This window comes from Roseovarius sp. MBR-51, assembly GCF_053628575.1.
On sequence record NZ_JBRJGQ010000005.1, the window covers coordinates 308,212 to 323,753 of the forward strand.

General features: G+C 59.0%; 15 protein-coding genes. 12 read left to right on the plus strand and 3 right to left on the minus strand.

The genetic code is table 11. The features are described 5' to 3' along the window. The first annotated feature begins 82 nt into the window (after positions 1-82). The 9 genes from ACSSVY_RS09685 to ACSSVY_RS09725 all read left to right on the plus strand — a co-directional run bounded on the left by ACSSVY_RS09685 (position 83) and on the right by ACSSVY_RS09725 (position 10,938). Positions 83-1,729, plus strand: a complete 1,647-nt coding sequence (locus ACSSVY_RS09685; protein WP_454269344.1) for an ATP-binding protein — start codon at positions 83-85, stop codon at positions 1,727-1,729. Beyond that, entirely contained in the window at positions 1,692-2,318 is a 627-nt protein-coding gene (locus ACSSVY_RS09690; RefSeq protein ID WP_454269345.1) for a response regulator transcription factor, read from the plus strand. Before ACSSVY_RS09685 ends, ACSSVY_RS09690 begins: the two co-directional genes overlap by 38 nt. Positions 2,319-2,392: 74 nt before the next feature. Beyond that, complete coding sequence (locus ACSSVY_RS09695) at positions 2,393-2,851, plus strand: response regulator transcription factor (protein ID WP_454269346.1); 459 nt, start codon at positions 2,393-2,395, stop codon at positions 2,849-2,851. An 89-nt stretch (positions 2,852-2,940) separates the two neighbouring features. Next, complete coding sequence (locus tag ACSSVY_RS09700; RefSeq protein ID WP_454269347.1) at positions 2,941-3,993, plus strand: efflux RND transporter periplasmic adaptor subunit; 1,053 nt, start codon at positions 2,941-2,943, stop codon at positions 3,991-3,993. 107 nt (positions 3,994-4,100) lie between these two features. Continuing rightward, complete coding sequence (locus ACSSVY_RS09705) at positions 4,101-5,024, plus strand: helix-turn-helix domain-containing protein (RefSeq protein ID WP_454269348.1); 924 nt, start codon at positions 4,101-4,103, stop codon at positions 5,022-5,024. A 159-nt stretch (positions 5,025-5,183) separates the two neighbouring features. Then, complete coding sequence (locus tag ACSSVY_RS09710) at positions 5,184-6,542, plus strand: MATE family efflux transporter (protein WP_454269349.1); 1,359 nt, start codon at positions 5,184-5,186, stop codon at positions 6,540-6,542. 504 nt (positions 6,543-7,046) lie between these two features. Further along, positions 7,047-7,670: a TetR/AcrR family transcriptional regulator gene (locus tag ACSSVY_RS09715; RefSeq protein ID WP_454269350.1), complete on the plus strand. Its 624-nt coding sequence runs from the start codon at positions 7,047-7,049 to the stop codon at positions 7,668-7,670. 786 nt (positions 7,671-8,456) lie between these two features. Next, the gene (locus tag ACSSVY_RS09720) at positions 8,457-9,425 is read left to right on the plus strand and encodes an LLM class oxidoreductase (protein WP_454269351.1); all 969 of its coding nucleotides are present in this window, start codon (positions 8,457-8,459) and stop codon (positions 9,423-9,425) included. Positions 9,426-10,284: 859 nt separating this feature from the next. Continuing rightward, entirely contained in the window at positions 10,285-10,938 is a 654-nt protein-coding gene (locus tag ACSSVY_RS09725; protein ID WP_454269352.1) for a hydrolase, read from the plus strand. Positions 10,939-11,316: 378 nt separating this feature from the next. Here ACSSVY_RS09725 and ACSSVY_RS09730 read toward each other — a convergent pair whose 3' ends face one another. From ACSSVY_RS09730 to ACSSVY_RS09740, 3 genes are all read right to left on the minus strand, one after another. Next, positions 11,317-12,222 (minus strand): helix-turn-helix domain-containing protein, encoded by a 906-nt coding sequence (locus tag ACSSVY_RS09730; protein ID WP_454269377.1) that lies wholly within the window; start codon positions 12,220-12,222, stop codon positions 11,317-11,319. A 2-nt stretch (positions 12,223-12,224) separates the two neighbouring features. Further along, complete coding sequence (locus ACSSVY_RS09735; RefSeq protein WP_454269353.1) at positions 12,225-12,524, minus strand: helix-turn-helix domain-containing protein; 300 nt, start codon at positions 12,522-12,524, stop codon at positions 12,225-12,227. Positions 12,525-13,419: 895 nt separating this feature from the next. After that, on the minus strand, positions 13,420-13,572 hold the full coding sequence (locus tag ACSSVY_RS09740; protein ID WP_454269354.1) for a hypothetical protein: 153 nt from the start codon (positions 13,570-13,572) through the stop codon (positions 13,420-13,422). Positions 13,573-13,795: 223 nt separating this feature from the next. Between ACSSVY_RS09740 and ACSSVY_RS09745 the strand changes: the two genes are divergently transcribed. Genes ACSSVY_RS09745 through ACSSVY_RS09755 form a run of 3 tightly spaced genes read left to right on the plus strand, consistent with a single transcriptional unit; the run spans position 13,796 to position 15,490 of the window. Further along, positions 13,796-14,101, plus strand: a complete 306-nt coding sequence (locus ACSSVY_RS09745) for a hypothetical protein (protein WP_454269355.1) — start codon at positions 13,796-13,798, stop codon at positions 14,099-14,101. 45 nt (positions 14,102-14,146) lie between these two features. Continuing rightward, a complete protein-coding gene (locus tag ACSSVY_RS09750; RefSeq protein WP_454269356.1) occupies positions 14,147-15,133 on the plus strand; it encodes a zinc-dependent alcohol dehydrogenase family protein in 987 nt (328 codons plus the stop codon). Positions 15,134-15,157: 24 nt separating this feature from the next. Further along, a complete protein-coding gene (locus ACSSVY_RS09755) occupies positions 15,158-15,490 on the plus strand; it encodes an antibiotic biosynthesis monooxygenase family protein (RefSeq protein WP_454269357.1) in 333 nt (110 codons plus the stop codon). Positions 15,491-15,542 lie beyond the last annotated feature (52 nt).

Sequence of the window (15,542 nt, forward strand, 5' to 3'; positions counted from 1 at the left end):
ACTGGTGAAAAGTTTCTTTCCAGCCGTTTGGAACCTTCGCGTATAGTGGTTGCAGTTAATCCATCAAGGCAAGCGTGTGAGATTGAAAAATAACTTGGGTGAAGTTCCTCTTTTAATGCTTACCACGTCTCCAGCTAGCCGGGGTCAATGGCGACTTGCCGTCGTCGTTCTGGTCGTACTCTTTGCTGCGATGCTCATAACGGCGCCGTTCGCTCAGGTTCCACTTGAGAACACAGAGGCGTTGCTTCTGGTCTACGCAACCGCAGTATTCATTATCGATTTGATTACCGCCGCCTTGCTGCTCACGCTTGTTTCGGTTCAGCGTTCACTTGCCGTGCTTGCCTTGTCGATCTGCTATCTCTTCTCCGGCGTGATGGTCCTGCCTTGGGCAGTTTCGTTTCCCGGCGTTCCAGCGTTGCTGAACTTGCCCGATGTTGGGCTTCAAACCACTGCCGCGATTGCCACGCTGCGTCGTCTCGGTTTTCCGCTCTTCGTACTCGCCTACGCGCTGATGAAAGAGGCCGGCCCGAACGCGCGGAGCCCGAAGGGTTGGGAAAAGAACATCATCTTTGCAAGCGTCAGTGGGGTGGTCGTGATTGCCTGCGGCGTGACCTGGCTCATCCTCACGAACAATGACGCCCTGCCAAATCTCATGCGAGACACGCGGAACGTCTCCGCCCTTTGGGACTACGTTCCAGCCACGGCAGCGGGTCTGTGCGTGGCTGGTCTCGTCACATTGTGGATCAAACAGCGGTCGGTGCTCGATCTGTGGTTGATGGTCGTACTTTGCACTTTTCTCATCGAGATTATTCTAATCGCCTATCTAAGTTCCGGTCGCCTCAGTGTCGGCTGGTGGGCCGGGCGAGTTTACGGCCTGATCTCTGCGAGCATTGTGCTTTTGGCTTTCCTTTCGGAGACAATGACACTTTACACCCGGCTCGCGCACTCGATTTCGGCCGAGCGGCGCGCGCGTGAGGCTCGGCTCACGGCCATGGCGGCCTTGTCGGCATCCATCGCGCACGAGATAAACCAGCCATTAGCCAGCATGGTGACCAACGCCGATGCCGGGTTGCGTTGGCTCGGAAGGTCCGATCCCAATCTTCCAGAGGCACGCGCCGCACTGGAACGCATCGTCAATGATGGTCATCGCGGCGCCGAAGTGATCAAAGGCATCAGGGCGATGTTCAAGAATGGCACCCCGGAGAGGGTCGTCGTGGACGCCAACCGGCTCATCGATGGCGTCCTGAAGCGCAGCCTCGGCGAGTTGAAACTTGTGCGTGTCTCCATTTACACCGAGTTCGACAAGACATTGCCTCCGGTCACCGGATGTCCCATCCAGCTTGAGCAAGTCATCTCCAATCTGGTTGCGAACGCAATGGATGCCATGAGGACCGTCACCGATCGGGAACGTGTTCTGCGCATCAGGTCCGCGCTTGATGGTACCGACGGAATCCTGGTTTCGGTGGAAGATTCAGGGATCGGAATGGATCCGAACTCCAAGGAGCGGATCTTTGAGCCGTTCTACTCCACGAAACCAGATGGTATGGGCATGGGCCTCATGTTCTGCCGATCGGTCATCGAGGCCCATGGCGGGCGGCTGTGGATGATGGACAACAAACCGTATGGCACCGTCTTTCAGTTTACGATACCGAGCACCAAAGCGCCCACCACAATTCATGGAAAGCGAGACCATGAGTACGGACCAGTCCCTCGTTTTCATCGTAGATGACGACCCTTCAATGCGCGAATCCATTGAAAGCCTGCTGCGCTCTGTAGGCCATTCTGTGCGTTCGTTCGCGTCGGCACAGGACTTCATGCTCGACGAACGGCGCGATGCGCCCGGCTGCCTGATCCTCGACATCCGGTTGCCCGGGCGGAGTGGACTCGAGTTTCAGCGCGAACTGGCCAATTCGGATGTCGACCTACCCATCGTCTTCATTACGGGTCATGGCGATGTTCCCATGTCCGTGGCCGCCATGAAAGCGGGAGCGATAGAGTTTCTCAACAAGCCGTTCCGCGATCAGGATCTGCTCGACGCGGTCCATCGAGGGATCGAGTTGGATCGCGAGCGCAGGTCGGAGGCGGCGATGCAGGCCGAGCTTTCGCAACGTTTTGAGTCTCTTACGCCACGCGAACGCGAAGTCATGGCGCTTGTCGCCGCGGGTCGGTTGAACAAGCAAATCGCCTCGGACCTCGCTCTCAGTGAGGTCACCATCAAGGTTCATCGTGCGCAAGTCATGCGCAAGATGGAGGCGAAATCGCTGCCCGACCTGGTGCGTTTCGCAGACAGGTTAGCGCGCGATACCAAAAAGTCGTAGACGGCCCACACTTCCGCACAATTGTTCCGACCAACTATTTCGTCCACCCTTTCGTGGAGCGAGTAATTGCGGCCTTGAGTGACAAGGTGCCGACAAGATCTCAGGGCCTCAACACTTTGCTGTCTGAGCTAACGGAAACCACGACGATGTCGAAAAAGTTCATGATCTCCATTGTCGACGATGATGAACCGGCTCGTGAGGCGGTCTCTGGCCTAGTCAGGTCGCTTGGATTTGTTACGGCCGTGTTCGGAAGTGCTGCCGATTTCCTGAAGGCCGCACACCTCTCGCGAACAGCCTGCCTGATTGCAGACATCCAGATGCCAAGGATGACCGGGCTCGAGTTGTACGAAAATCTGGTGGCATCAGGCACTCCGATTCCAACAATTCTCATAACCTCCTGCGCCAACGAGACGGCGCAGGCGCGTGCCCTGAAGTTGGGGATCCAATGCTACCTCACAAAGCCACTGAACCCCGAAGACCTTCTCGTCTGCATTCATGCTTCTATCGGCGATGGGCCCTGGATGCTCGATTGATCAAGATTTGTCTGCCTGACCCAAGGGCCCCCAAGACTGAACATCACAAGCCCAACTTGCCGTGTTGCAAATAGCTGATGGAGACTTCCATGCCGACCGCCCCCATCCCCAGCCCGCCGTTCAGTCGCTACAAGTCGCTGCTCTCAGGCTCGCCTCTTGAAGCGAGCTATGGCTATGCGCTCCTCCACTTGCTCAGAGTGCTGCCCCGAGTGATCGCGGCTACTTGGATGGAGACCCGAACGCCGACTGCAGCAGCAGCTAACGAATGCCCGCGCACCAATCAGTTCGCATTAAGCCATGCAAGCGGCAACGCTGTTATGAGATATTCTCGCGCAATAATCTTTGCCATCTTGAGTACAGGTTCTGCGGCCGCCGACCCAATGATCTTCATGGGGAGGGTGGAGGCGTCGGAACACGCCGTGCTGTCAAGCCGTTTAAATGGCGTTGTTACCGAGATCCTATTCGAAGGTGGCGATTTGGTCGCTGCGGGTCAACCGCTGATCCGTCTTGACCCGACCGATGCAGAGATTGCGCTCGAGATCGCCGCGGCACGGCTCGCCGAGGCAAGGGCCTTGCTCGAGGGCGCCACTCGCCGGACGGCCCGCCAGGAGGCGCTGCACGTCCGCGGAATCACCGCAGATGCTTCGCTCGGTCCTGCGCGCACTGAAAAGGCAATGGCGAAGGCAGCTGTTGCTCTTGCAATGGCTGAGCAGCGAAGGGCCGCCCTCGACCTTGAGCGCGCGATCATCAGCGCTCCGATCTCTGGCCTTATTTCTCCGCCTGCAGTTGCAGTTGGAGCGTTCCTGGAGGCTGAAGCCGGACCACCGCTTGGCAGGATCGTAGCGTTCGATCCGGCGATTGTTGCCTACCGCACACCATATTCCGAGCGGCTTGCGGCACTGGAGGCAACAAGCGCTACGACGGCTGCACACCTGTTGCAACACGTCAGAGTGCGCCTGCAGCTGCCCGGAGGCAGGGTCTATCCCGGAGAGGCGATTCCACATGCGGAGAGTGCCGAAGTTGATGCGGAGACCGACACCGTCACCGTCTGGGCACGCTTCCCGAACCCCGACGCACTGCTGAGACCGGGCATGTCGGTCACGGTCCTTTCGACCGTAGGCTCCACAGAGACGGAAGAATGAGCCGGGCCTCACGAAGCAGGACGGGAACTTTCGAGGAAACCCACAGAAAAAGATTCAGTCAAGCCCTCACAATCCACTGCTGAAAACTTAGCGATGAGAAATCCAACATGACGATGCCCGCCTATTCATCTTTTGCCCAATGGTACAAGCAAGGCCCTCGCGCGCCCGATGTGCATGTGATGAAATCGTCTGGCGGAATTCTCAATATGCTTGAGGCAACGCATCCGGCCAAGAAAATGTATGACCCGGCTGTCCCCGATCTCGTCCTGCATCAGGATTTGTTCGGCGGCAGCCACATCAGTGCCAACCTCGGAGGTGGGCATTTCGATGTGACGACCAAAAGGGGCGGCTTTGTTCTCGCTGCACCGAACTTCGCCAATTATTCCAGGGTCGATACCAGTCATCACATTCGCAGCTTTGCATTCCCCTTGGCGCAATGGCAAAGCGTGCTCGATGAAGTTGCTGATGGCAAGTTCTCGTTCGGCGGCCTAGAGATATACAGCAAAGCGTACACCACACCGGCCATCCAGTCTGCACTACGGAACCTTTGGTCAATTTGTGAAGAAGAAGGCCCTCCGTCGCGTCTGCTGGCGCGCGCTGCGGGCTGCGAGATCCTCGCTGAGCTGTGCCGACTCGGCGGAGCATCAATTGCGCCGACAAAGGGCGGTCTCGCACCTTGGGCGAAGCGGCGTTGTATCGAGCTTATGCATATGCGGCTCTCGGAAGACATCAGCCTGGATGAGTTGGCCGCCGAGGTGCACCTCTCACCCTTTCATTTCGCCCGAATGTTCAAGCAGAGCCTCGGCGTTCCGCCACGGGTCTATCTGACGCAACTGAGAATGGAAAAAACCTGCGAACTCCTCGAACAGACAGATCTTTCCGTCACGGATATCGCTCTCGAGGTCGGATATTCGTCCAACCAAGTGCTAGCTCGGGTATTTCTCAAAAAGCGGCATATGAGCCCGTCCGAGTATCGACGGTCCGTTCGCGCTCCGGTGCGCTCCTTCGGGCTAAGTTCGGGCCGTCGGTAATGGGTGCGGTCCAGACAAACCAAATCTCACAGACTGATCAGGCACACCATAATCCAATTCACCTATACTGACGACGTAACGCTGCATGCCTCGCCTCATGAAATGCCGGAGTAGCATATTGTGCACCTAACTGAAGCCCGTTTCACACAAGGAAGCTTGATGCGCCATGTCTCGGTCATGTCGTTGACATCGAGCCTCGGCTTGATGGCAATTTTTGCGGTGGACCTGATCGACGTGCTTTTCATTTCGATGTTGGGAGAAGAGGCGCTTGCCGCTGCCGCTGGCTATGCCAGCGCGGTGATGTTCTTTGCCAGCGCGATAAATATCGGGCTCTCTATCGCTGGCGGCGCTCTCGTCGCCAATTCTCTGGGCAGCGGCAATGGCCTCCCCGCGCGGGAACATGCCTTCTCATCAGCCATGTTTGCCGTCGCGTTCGGCATTGTCATTCCTCTAATCATGCTGCCGAACCTTGATTTCATTCTCGGGCTAATCGGTGCCACCGGGGATGTCGCGCAACGGGCGAAAGATTACCTATGGATCATCCTGCCGAGCACGTTCCTCTCTGGCGTCGGAATGACGGCGGTCGCCACGCTTAGGGCATATGGCGACGCAAGGCGTGCGATGTACCCATCGCTTGTCGGTGCAGTGGTGAATGGAGTGCTCGATCCGATTTTCATCTTCTCACTCGCTATGGGATTGGAAGGCGCGGCATGGGCGACGGTGGCCGCGCGATTAGCTACGATGCTCGTCGCGCTCTGGCCCGCTTGGCGTATCTACAATGCTTTCGCGATTCCAAGAGCGCAGTGCTTCCTTCACGATGTTCGCGAAGGCATGCACATTGCGGTGCCTGCTGTCTTGGCAACCATCGCCACGCCCGTTGGGGCTGCGGTCGTGACACGCGAAATGGCAAAATATGGAACCGATGCCGTGGCCGGGATGGCAATTATCTCCCGGATGATCCCGGTCGTGTTCTCGGTCATGCTGGCGCTCTCGGGCGCAATCGGTCCGATTATGGGGCAGAATTACGGGGCAGGTCTGTCCAACCGTGTCCGCCAGACGTTCTATTGCGGCATAATTTTTGCCGGCCTCTATGTGCTCCTCGCATCGACCTTGCTATTTGTCTTTCGTCACCAGATAGCAGACATCTTTGGAGCTGTGGGCATGGCACGGGAGCTGATCCTGCTGTTCTGTGGTCCAATCGCATTAGCCAGTTTCTTTAATGCGGTAATATTCGTTGCAAACGCCTCCTATAACAATCTCGGGCGCCCCAGTTTTTCTACTTGGATCAACTGGGGCCGCCAGACTCTCGGCACAATACCGTTTATCCTGCTCGGTGGGGCGCTGTTTGGCGCGCCAGGTGTCTTGATCGGTCAGGCGTTGGGCGGAATTATCTTCGCCGTCATCGCGGTCTGGCTTAGTCTCTGGATGATTACCGACCAAAAGCATCCGCTGAAACAACTGACCTGCCGCTTCCAGTTGCAACGCCGTATGCACGAGGTCTACAGTCGCACGGCCTAGACGCGACCGAGCGTCGGCAAAGCTTGGAGGTTCACCAAGCCCACTGGAATCAGTCCCCGGAAACGTTAGGAAGCCGTCCAAGCAAAGGCTGGGCTATGTACCGAAGACTTTCATTTACACAGATCATTGCAATGATCAAAGAGTGTTGCATATCACTCAAAACTGATGGGGTGGATAAAGCCGCCCGCGCCAGAAAGCCTCATCCCAATGGACCAAAGGCCGACAATGCAGTAACAGTTAATCCGGATCATTCGATGGGGGCTCTCCAGTCGGCGGCTTTGGAAAAACCGGCCCAGTCCGGTTGCAGCCTATCCGTAACGGTCAAAGAGTTTCTCTGCCGCATCGTATAAAGCGATCAGTGTACACTAAGGCTACCGTATGGGCGAATTGGACCGGGGCTGCTGCATCCGGCACGTCCTTGTCATTTCATATACGTTGCGTACATTAAGAGTGCGCTCAGCGAGATATTGAAAATCAGGGGCTTCCCCCCGAATTACTCAGAGAATGACGATGGCAGCCAGAACACGCGCCGAGATGATGGCGGAAACCCGCGAAAAGCTGATCGCTTCGGGGCGTAAGGCCTTTGCGGAAAAGGGCTTTTCCGGCGCGTCCATGGATGATTTTACCGCTGAGGCCGGTTTGACGCGAGGTGCGCTCTACCACAACTTTGGAGACAAGCGGGGCTTGTTCGCTGCGGTGGTGGACGAGATCGATAGAGCGATGGCCTCGCATGCGCAGGCGGCCGGGGAGCGGGCGGGCGGCGGCTGGAACGGGCTGCTTGCCGAAGGCCACGCCTATATCGAAATGGCACTCAGGCCCGAAGTTCAGCGGATCGTGCTTCTGGATGGCCCTTCGGTGCTGGGTGACCCATCGCAATGGCCCAGCCAGAACAGATGCCTGAAGGCGACAGTCGCCACCCTGAACGAGCTTGCGGCCCAGGGTGCGATCAAGCCTGTGGACATCGAGGGGTTGGCCCGCCTCTTGAACGGCATGGCGCTCAACGCGGCGCTTTGGGTTGCATCCAGCGAGACGCCCGAAGCCACGTTGCAAAAGGCCGTCGCGGCATTTGAGTGCCTTGCGTCAGGGATTGTTGCAAACCAGCAAAGCGAACCGCGTCAGCTTAGCTGAGAAGGCAGGAGAAAGCGCAATATCGGCAACTGAGCCGCAGCGCGCGCACCGCATTGCATCGGCGTTTCGGTAAGATGGATTCGATACGGTGGCAAACTATTCTGCAATCGCTTGGTGGATGCTTTGATACCCCTTCCCGAACGGGTCCTCGATTGGCCCGCCTTGGGAGGTCGGCTGATTTGGACGTGGATGAGGCGCAATGAATTGGTCTCCAGCAATAGAACCGGGCTGTCCGGATGACATCTGGCGCGAGGCGAACGAAAGCCTCATTGCCCGCTGCCCTGCCCGCTCGGTAATTTCACACTCCGGCGCGCCATTTAGTTGCAGAAGCCACATTTGGTGGACCGACCAAAAACGAGACGAGGCTGGCTTCGCCGGTTTGCCGAGACAGTGTCGCTGGCTCTTTGGTCGATCTGGACACGGTCGAAACCACTCTCAAGTACGTGAATACATAAATATCTCGGAAGGACAGCAGATGACCAGAACGATACCGGCGGCGGATCCATCGCAGTTGAACGGTGCCGACTTGTTCAAGATCAGAGACTTAACCGTGCCACCGGCCGGCCCGCGAGACGCGCGCGTCAAACCCCTTGACCACCAGATCTGTCGCGGTGACCAAGTCAACAATCGACCGCCGCCTGCGGTAGCGGGTCACGGCTTTTGCGGCGTGGTCGATGGGATCGGCGGAAACGTAAAAGAGTTTGCGGCCGGAGAAGAGCGCTCTTGCCCTCGGCAAAACTATGGCAAGGTTCCCATCATGGGGAACGGTCGATGGAACCAAGCGTCATGACGATCACTCAATTGGAGCGGCATGCGTCGGCGGCCCAGTTCGGACCCGGCTTCGACCGTACTTTTCGCAATGACCGCACGACGCTCGGTCTTTTCTTTCCCATCGAGGCCTTCGACGGAGCAAGGCCGAGCATGGAGGGTCAGATCGAGTTAGCGGAGGAGGCCGAACGTCTCGGATTCTCGACACTTTGGGCACGCGATGTCCCCCTCAACGATCCCAGCTTTGGTGACCTCGGGCAGATCTACGACCCCTTTGTCTGGCTGGCGACCGTGGCGGCCCATACGAGTGAGATCGCCCTGGCGACGGGATCGGTCATCCTGCCATTACATCATCCAATTGATGTCGCAAAGCAGGCGGCTTCCCTCGATCATCTTTCCAAGGGGCGACTTGTTCTGGGCATCGCTTCGGGCGACCGACCCATCGAGTATCCGGCTTATGGCCGGAATCGAAGCGAGCGAGCGGACCTGTTTCGTGACGCCTTGCTCTACCTGCAAGAGCTGCTCAACACACCCTTTCCGACCTACGAGAGCAAGCAGTACGGTCGCATGCACGGCGGCGATCTCGTTCCGAAGCCGTTTCACGGCCGTCTCCCCCTGCTCGGAACTGGCAACAGCGGCCAACCCCTGGATTGGCTGGCAGATCACACGGACGGCTGGATCACCTATCCGAGGCCACCCGCGCAACAGGAGCGGGTCGTCGCCGAATGGCACGGCCTGACCGCACCTGCTGCACCAATCAAGCCCGTGACCCAGTCTCTTTATCTCGACCTTGCCGAGCGACCAGATGCACCGCCTGAACCGATCCATCTGGGATACCGCATGGGCCTTCGACATCTCGAGAGCTTGCTGACCAACCTCCATGGCATCGGCGTCCACCACGTAGCGCTCAACCTGAAGTTCAGTCGCATGGATGTTCGTGACGTGCTCGCAAGGCTGTCACCTCTTACACCGGGCGAGCCTTGGTAACCACACGGTGCCACAGAAACCAAACGCCTTGGAACGGCTTCGCAGTTGCGTTCCTGCGGGACGAACGATTGAAATGGTTGAGGATCGGCGCCTTGACTGCGGGTGTTTGTCAAGTGTGTGGCGCTTCTCTTGCCTGAGTCATTGTTCCTCCCGAGGTCAATGCCCTAGGCCGATTCGCGGGTCAAACAATCCTCTGATCTCCTTCGTAGAAGATGACCAGACGGCGTGAAAGGGGGATGGCCGGGTGCGTGCGGTCATTCGGGTTCGCTGCCACGCAGCTCGAGAGACCGATGACCAGTGAAATGACATCGAGTGAAAGATGGCGCATGAGGTCGTGTCTGGCGGAAGGTCAAGGAGACTAATCTCTAGCGAGCTTTCTCAGTCCCTTCGCTACTGGTGCTGCCGCGAAGGTGCCGATCTTGCTGCCTCTCCGATCTGCGCTAAAGAAACCGAACCGCGAGACTGGGGATGATCCAGTTGAGCTAGTTTGCGTGAACGCGTCTGGCCACCACGAATGCTGTCACGTCATCACGGCAGGCCGCACCGGACCGACAATACGCGGCGCGTGCGAGGTCATGCGGATTTCCAGCCAGATCAGGCAGCGGCCCGTTCTGCCGGACCAGACCGGTCCTCGACAACTGGCAGGTCTCGGCATCGTCTTGCACCCCGAACACCTGCGAAGGTTCGCTACGCAAGCCTTTCGCGGTCTGCGTTCAGCCAGGGAAGCCCGCGCTTGGCAAAAGCAGCATCACAGCAAGATCGGCACTCTCACGGCAGTTCTCGCGCCGCGTTGCTCAGGCATCTTCGCTAGGTTCGGCCCCGAGAGCTCAGCTCTTTCTCAAATGCAAAGGATGACATCATGACCTTCCGCAACGGCCTCGACTCGCTTCTTCGTCCCGAAGACTCGGTCCTCGTTCTGATCGACCATCAGCCCTACCAGCTCGCAAATCTGAACAGCCATGATCCGCACATGGTGGTGAATAACACGACCGCGCTGGCCAAGTGTGCCAAGGTGTTCGGCGTGCCCACGATCCTGACCAGCGTCATCGCCGCCCGGGGTGGTGACATCTTTCCTCATGTCACCGAGGTGTTCCCCGGCCAGGAGGTGATCGACCGGACGACCATCAACACCTGGGAGGATCCGAAGGTCGTGGACGCCGTCAAGGCGAGCGGTCGCAAGCAGCTGATCATCGCCGGTTTGTGGACCGAGATCTGCGTGGCCATGCCTGCGATTCAGGCTGCTGGCGAAGGCTGGGACGTGACTGTGATCACTGACGCATCGGGCGGCACGTCACTCGAGGCCCATGAGGTCGCAATTCAGCGCATGATCGCGGGTGGCATCAACATGATGACGTGGCTGGCGCTGGCGTCGGAATGGCAACGTGACTGGGCTCGGGCAGAGACGGCCACCGCCCTCAACGACGCCCTCAAGTACCACATCGGCGGCAGCGCCATCGCCTATCTCTGGGAGCAGCAGTTGCTCAACACGCCGGTGCCGGGCGTCGCAGCCTGATTGAAGCGGGCGCCGCCAATCGACGGGGCCCGGCTTTCTTCACTTCAAAAGAGCACCAAGACGTGGCTTTCGAATTTTTCCGACCGGATTGGAAATGGGAGTGTCCTATCCGGCCCACAACTTGAGCCTCAAGCTCTTGTCGCCCACACGGCCTGATTAGCGGATGGGCCGACGCGCCTCAGGTCGTTGTCGACATCTTCCGGATCGAAGGCGGCAAGCTGGTCGAACACTGGGACGTCCTGCAAGACGAGATCCCCGCCGCCTCCGGGGCGGCGGGTCGTTCGATGTTCGATCCAGACGAAGCGCTCACCGGAACCTGACGACACGTATGGCCCGACCGCGTTTCGCGTGCCCGGCGACAGTCTGCGCCACTCATAATCACGGCGCAGCGAAGGAGCGCACCGGATCGCTAACAGCTCGGCGATAGTCGGACGGGCGCATGCGCATGTGCTTGAGAAAGACCCGGGCGAGGACCTGGTTCGAAGAGTATCCCACTTCGAGCGCGATCTCAGTGACCGGAAGTTCCGTCCTTTCAAGGAGTTCGCAGGCTTTCTCCACGCGCAGTCGCGTCAGGTAGACCCTTGGCGGCACGCCGATGCTCTGCTTGAACATGCGGGCGAAATGGAAGGGCGAGAGCCGCACCTCGGCCGCCAGTTCGTCGAGGCTTATGTCCTCGGCAAACCGCGCCTGCATGAACTCAATACAGCGTCGCTCCGCCCAAGGCGCGAGGCCGCCTCTGGCCGGAGCAAACGGCGCCCCGCCCAACCGGCAGAGCTCGGCTAGGATTTCGCAGCCTGCCGCTCTCGCCAGCAGCAGCGACGGCACCCCCTCATCCTCGCAGAGAGCCCAAAGGTTCCGCAGCGCCGACCGGATCGTCGGCGAGTCGAACACTCGACCGTAGATGCAGGAGGTATCGAACGAGAACCGGCCGTCTGCAGCCTCGTCAAGCACGCCCTCCCACTGCGCCAAGGGGAACGCCAAAGTGCGAAGCCGATGGCTCCCGTCATTGATCACATTGGTCGCGAAGTTCGGCGCCGCGAGGACGAGGCCGCCTTTCCTGGTCATGACATCGAAGCGGCCTCCTCCCAGGTCCGCCCTGACACGACTGCGGCCAAGCATGTCCTCGACCAGCACTATGTCCGATAGGGCCGGGCGGGACATATCCCCGGCTGGTCTCTGGATTTCGAGAAGGTTGAGAATCCCGCCCTGCGATTTCATCGTGCGTACGTAGGACGCATGTCGGCCCTTGCTGTGCCACTGGGCAAATGAAGAATAGGCATGCATGGTCAATGCCGTCCCTCCAGCACCGCTCGCGCGCGAGGAGAGACCGATAGGCGAACCGAATCGCACCTTGCCCGACGATCGTCAGACGGGCTCAAGCGCATGGGCTTGAGGAAAGCCCGGGCGAGAACCTGGTTCGACGAATACACGACTTCGACGACTATCTGCGTGATCGGACGGTTCGCGTGTTCCAAGAGTTCGCAGCCCTTCTTCTTTCTCAGCCGGGTCAGGTGGACCCATGGCGGCACGCCGAGGTTCTGCTTGAACAGGCGGGCGAAATTGTAGGGTAAGAGGCGCGCCCGCATAAGACCGACGCGGCACCGCGTTGCCCTGAGCGCAACGCCGCCTCTGGCCGGAGCACGGGTTGCACCCCCGCAGAGCTCTAGTCTTCGGCGTTTCTGCTCTGAACGCAAGAGTTTCGGCACCCGTGGGCGTAGACCAGCGATGGCGCGCGCATCAAACCGCAAGAACGGCTCCGTCGCAGCAAGGTATGCCACGGGTTCGTCGGGAGCGAGTTGGAGTGCTCGCGGAGCCTGGCCCAGTACGGTCGGGACCCGTTCCCATCCCGTCTCCACCGGAGTCACGGTCCGGCTGGCGACGATGAAGAATGGAACTCTGCGATTCGGGCTCCTCGCGCTCAACCCCTTCGCTGAAAGCTTCGCGCTGGAGTCGGCGCTGTTCGGCGTGCGGATGACTGGTTTTGCCCGCTTCTGCGCCCACGACATCCCATTGCTCAAAACGTCATCACCCAGATGGGGCTGCAGATCCGAGACGCCTACGACGCTTTCGTCAGGAGTTATCTTGCCGAGTTGCATTTTGACGGAGATGACCCTGCCTTAGGGTGTGACCCGGGCGGCCCATCGAATGACCCAAAATCGCCGCCTCCGGCGAGGCGGTGATTTTGCACTGTTTCAAGGACACATGCCCATGAATACCATTTTCAATCTCGCACGTCACATCGCCAATTCCAACGCCCGTGGAAAGCAGGAACGTCCCCGTCGTGCTGGTTTTGCAGGGTCATGGTCCGTCCAACTACTTCTCTTCGAGGGACGGTTGCGCGCATTTGGCCCAGTTCCGGGTCGAGCATGGCCTCGCAGTGATCCAGCCTCCCGATGCGAGTTCCCACGTTGGTGACCAGCCGTCAGATGCGGAAGCTGCACCCTAATCTGGCGCGTGCGGGTCGCGGAATTGGAGTTCACACTAGGCCGCGTGACCGACCTCGAGCGTCAGGCCATGGCGATCGCCGGGCGGTTGGATCATGCTCATATCGCGGCGATCCCCACTTGGCCGCCGTCCCACCAGCCCGCTGCGGGGTGCCAGTCTTCTGGGATAGGATTTAAGTGATCCGGGCATCTCCGCCAGTTTCTAGTAGGTCTCGCCAGTCTGCAGCAGCAGCGATTTGACAGCGGAAAGCGCTGTGCGGATCTCATTCTTCCCCAATCGGTCCAGCCAATCCGTCGCGGAATGGATAGCAAGAGCGGTTCATATGAAGCAAGTTCCGCACCGCGAATAATTGAAGCATTTGCTAGGCTTAGTTAGCAGAGTTCGGAGTCAGTGCAATCTCAAGGAATAAATCATGCCCTTTCGCAACGGACTGGTCTGTCCGCCTCAGGACACAGAGGCGGTTCACAGTTTGATTGGCTTGATCGAGCTTGGCCGACCCGACTGCATACTGCTCGGTGTTCCGCGAAGCCTGGGTCTTGGTGTGGTTGTGATCGGCGCAGCGAGCAGCCCGCGCCACCCGCTTTCCATGGTTCGCGCCGAGGAGCGATTGGACGGACGTATGGCGAAACGAAGTGAATGTTCGGCACGCTTTGAAGGTCCTGAAAAACGACCAAAGAACAAACGCCAAAGCGGACACCTTAAACGAGAAGAAAACTAGAAGATCGCAAATGCGCGATCTCAATTCATCTGACAATGGAGAAGAATGATGCGAGCTATCAGCCTCACTCGATTCGGCGGCCCCGACGCTTTTGCGCTATCTGAATTTGAGACCCCCGAGGCCGGCGCTGGAGAGGTGTTGGTCCGGGTCCATGCAACCTCGATCAACCCGCTCGATTACCAGGTGCGTCGCGGGGACTACCCCGATCTGGTGCCATTGCCTGCGATTACCGGTCACGATGTCTCCGGCGTTGTCGAAGCCGTCGGCTCCGGCGTATCGGCATTCAAACCCGGCGATGCCGTCTGGTACACACCGCAGATTTTCGACGGTCCCGGCAGCTATGCCGAGTACCACGTCGCGAGCGAGGAAATTGTCGGTCACAAGCCGGCTGGTCTTACGCATTTGGAGGCAGCCAGCCTCAGCCTCGTGGGCGGCACTGTCTGGGAAGCGCTGTTCACGCGGGCAGGCTTGCGCCTCGGCGAATCCATCCTGGTCCACGGCGCGGCTGGCGGAGTGGGACATGTTGCGGTGCAGGCCGCCAAAGCAACGGGCGCGTTTGTCCTGGCTACGGCCTCGGGCTACGACGCAGACTTTTTGCGCAGCCTCGGCGCCGATGTGGTGATCGACTATCGCACCGAAGACTACGTGGCCGTTGTGAACCGAGAGACCAGCGGCTTGGGCGTGGACGTTGTCCTTGACACGATCGGCGGCGACACGCTCGAACGCAGTCCGCACATACTCGCGCAACTCGGCCGGATCGTCTCGATTGTTGACATTCCCGATCCGCAGAATCTGATCGAGGCCTGGGGCCGCAACGCCAGTTATCATTTCGTCTTCACGCGTCAGAACCGGGGGAAGCTAGACGAACTTGCGACCCTCGTTGGCCGTGGACTGTTAAAGCCACATGTCGGAGCCGTCTATCCACTCGCCGGCATCCCCGATGCCCACGCTCTGCTGGAGCGCCCGCGCAACGGCGTGCGCGGCAAGATCGGGATCGCCGTTGTCGACGAGAATGCGTCCAGTCAACCTTGAGCACTCGACCGAAGGAAACCTGTCATGGTAATAGAGATCGCTAACTTCCAACTGGCGCACGGAAAGACTGGAGCATTCTTCAATGCGATGGAGAAAGCAGCAGTGCTGTTGCGCGCAGCGCAAGGTTATCGCGGTCACACCGTCGGCCTTGGCGTCGAGGCGCCGGGCATTGCGACCTTGATCGTCGTCTGGCGCAGCTACGCAGATCATGTCGAACACTTTGAGCCGAGCACGTCGCATGAGCAGTTTGTCGGCATTCTCGATGGCCTCTATGACGGTGAGATCAGCGTCATGCATGTCGAAGCCAAGTCGCCACAACGCCCTGTATCGCTGCCGATCTTTCAAAGTGAAACCTAGATTCAAGGCAAGATTGGCACCATTGCCGCAACTTGCGCCTCACAGCCTTCGC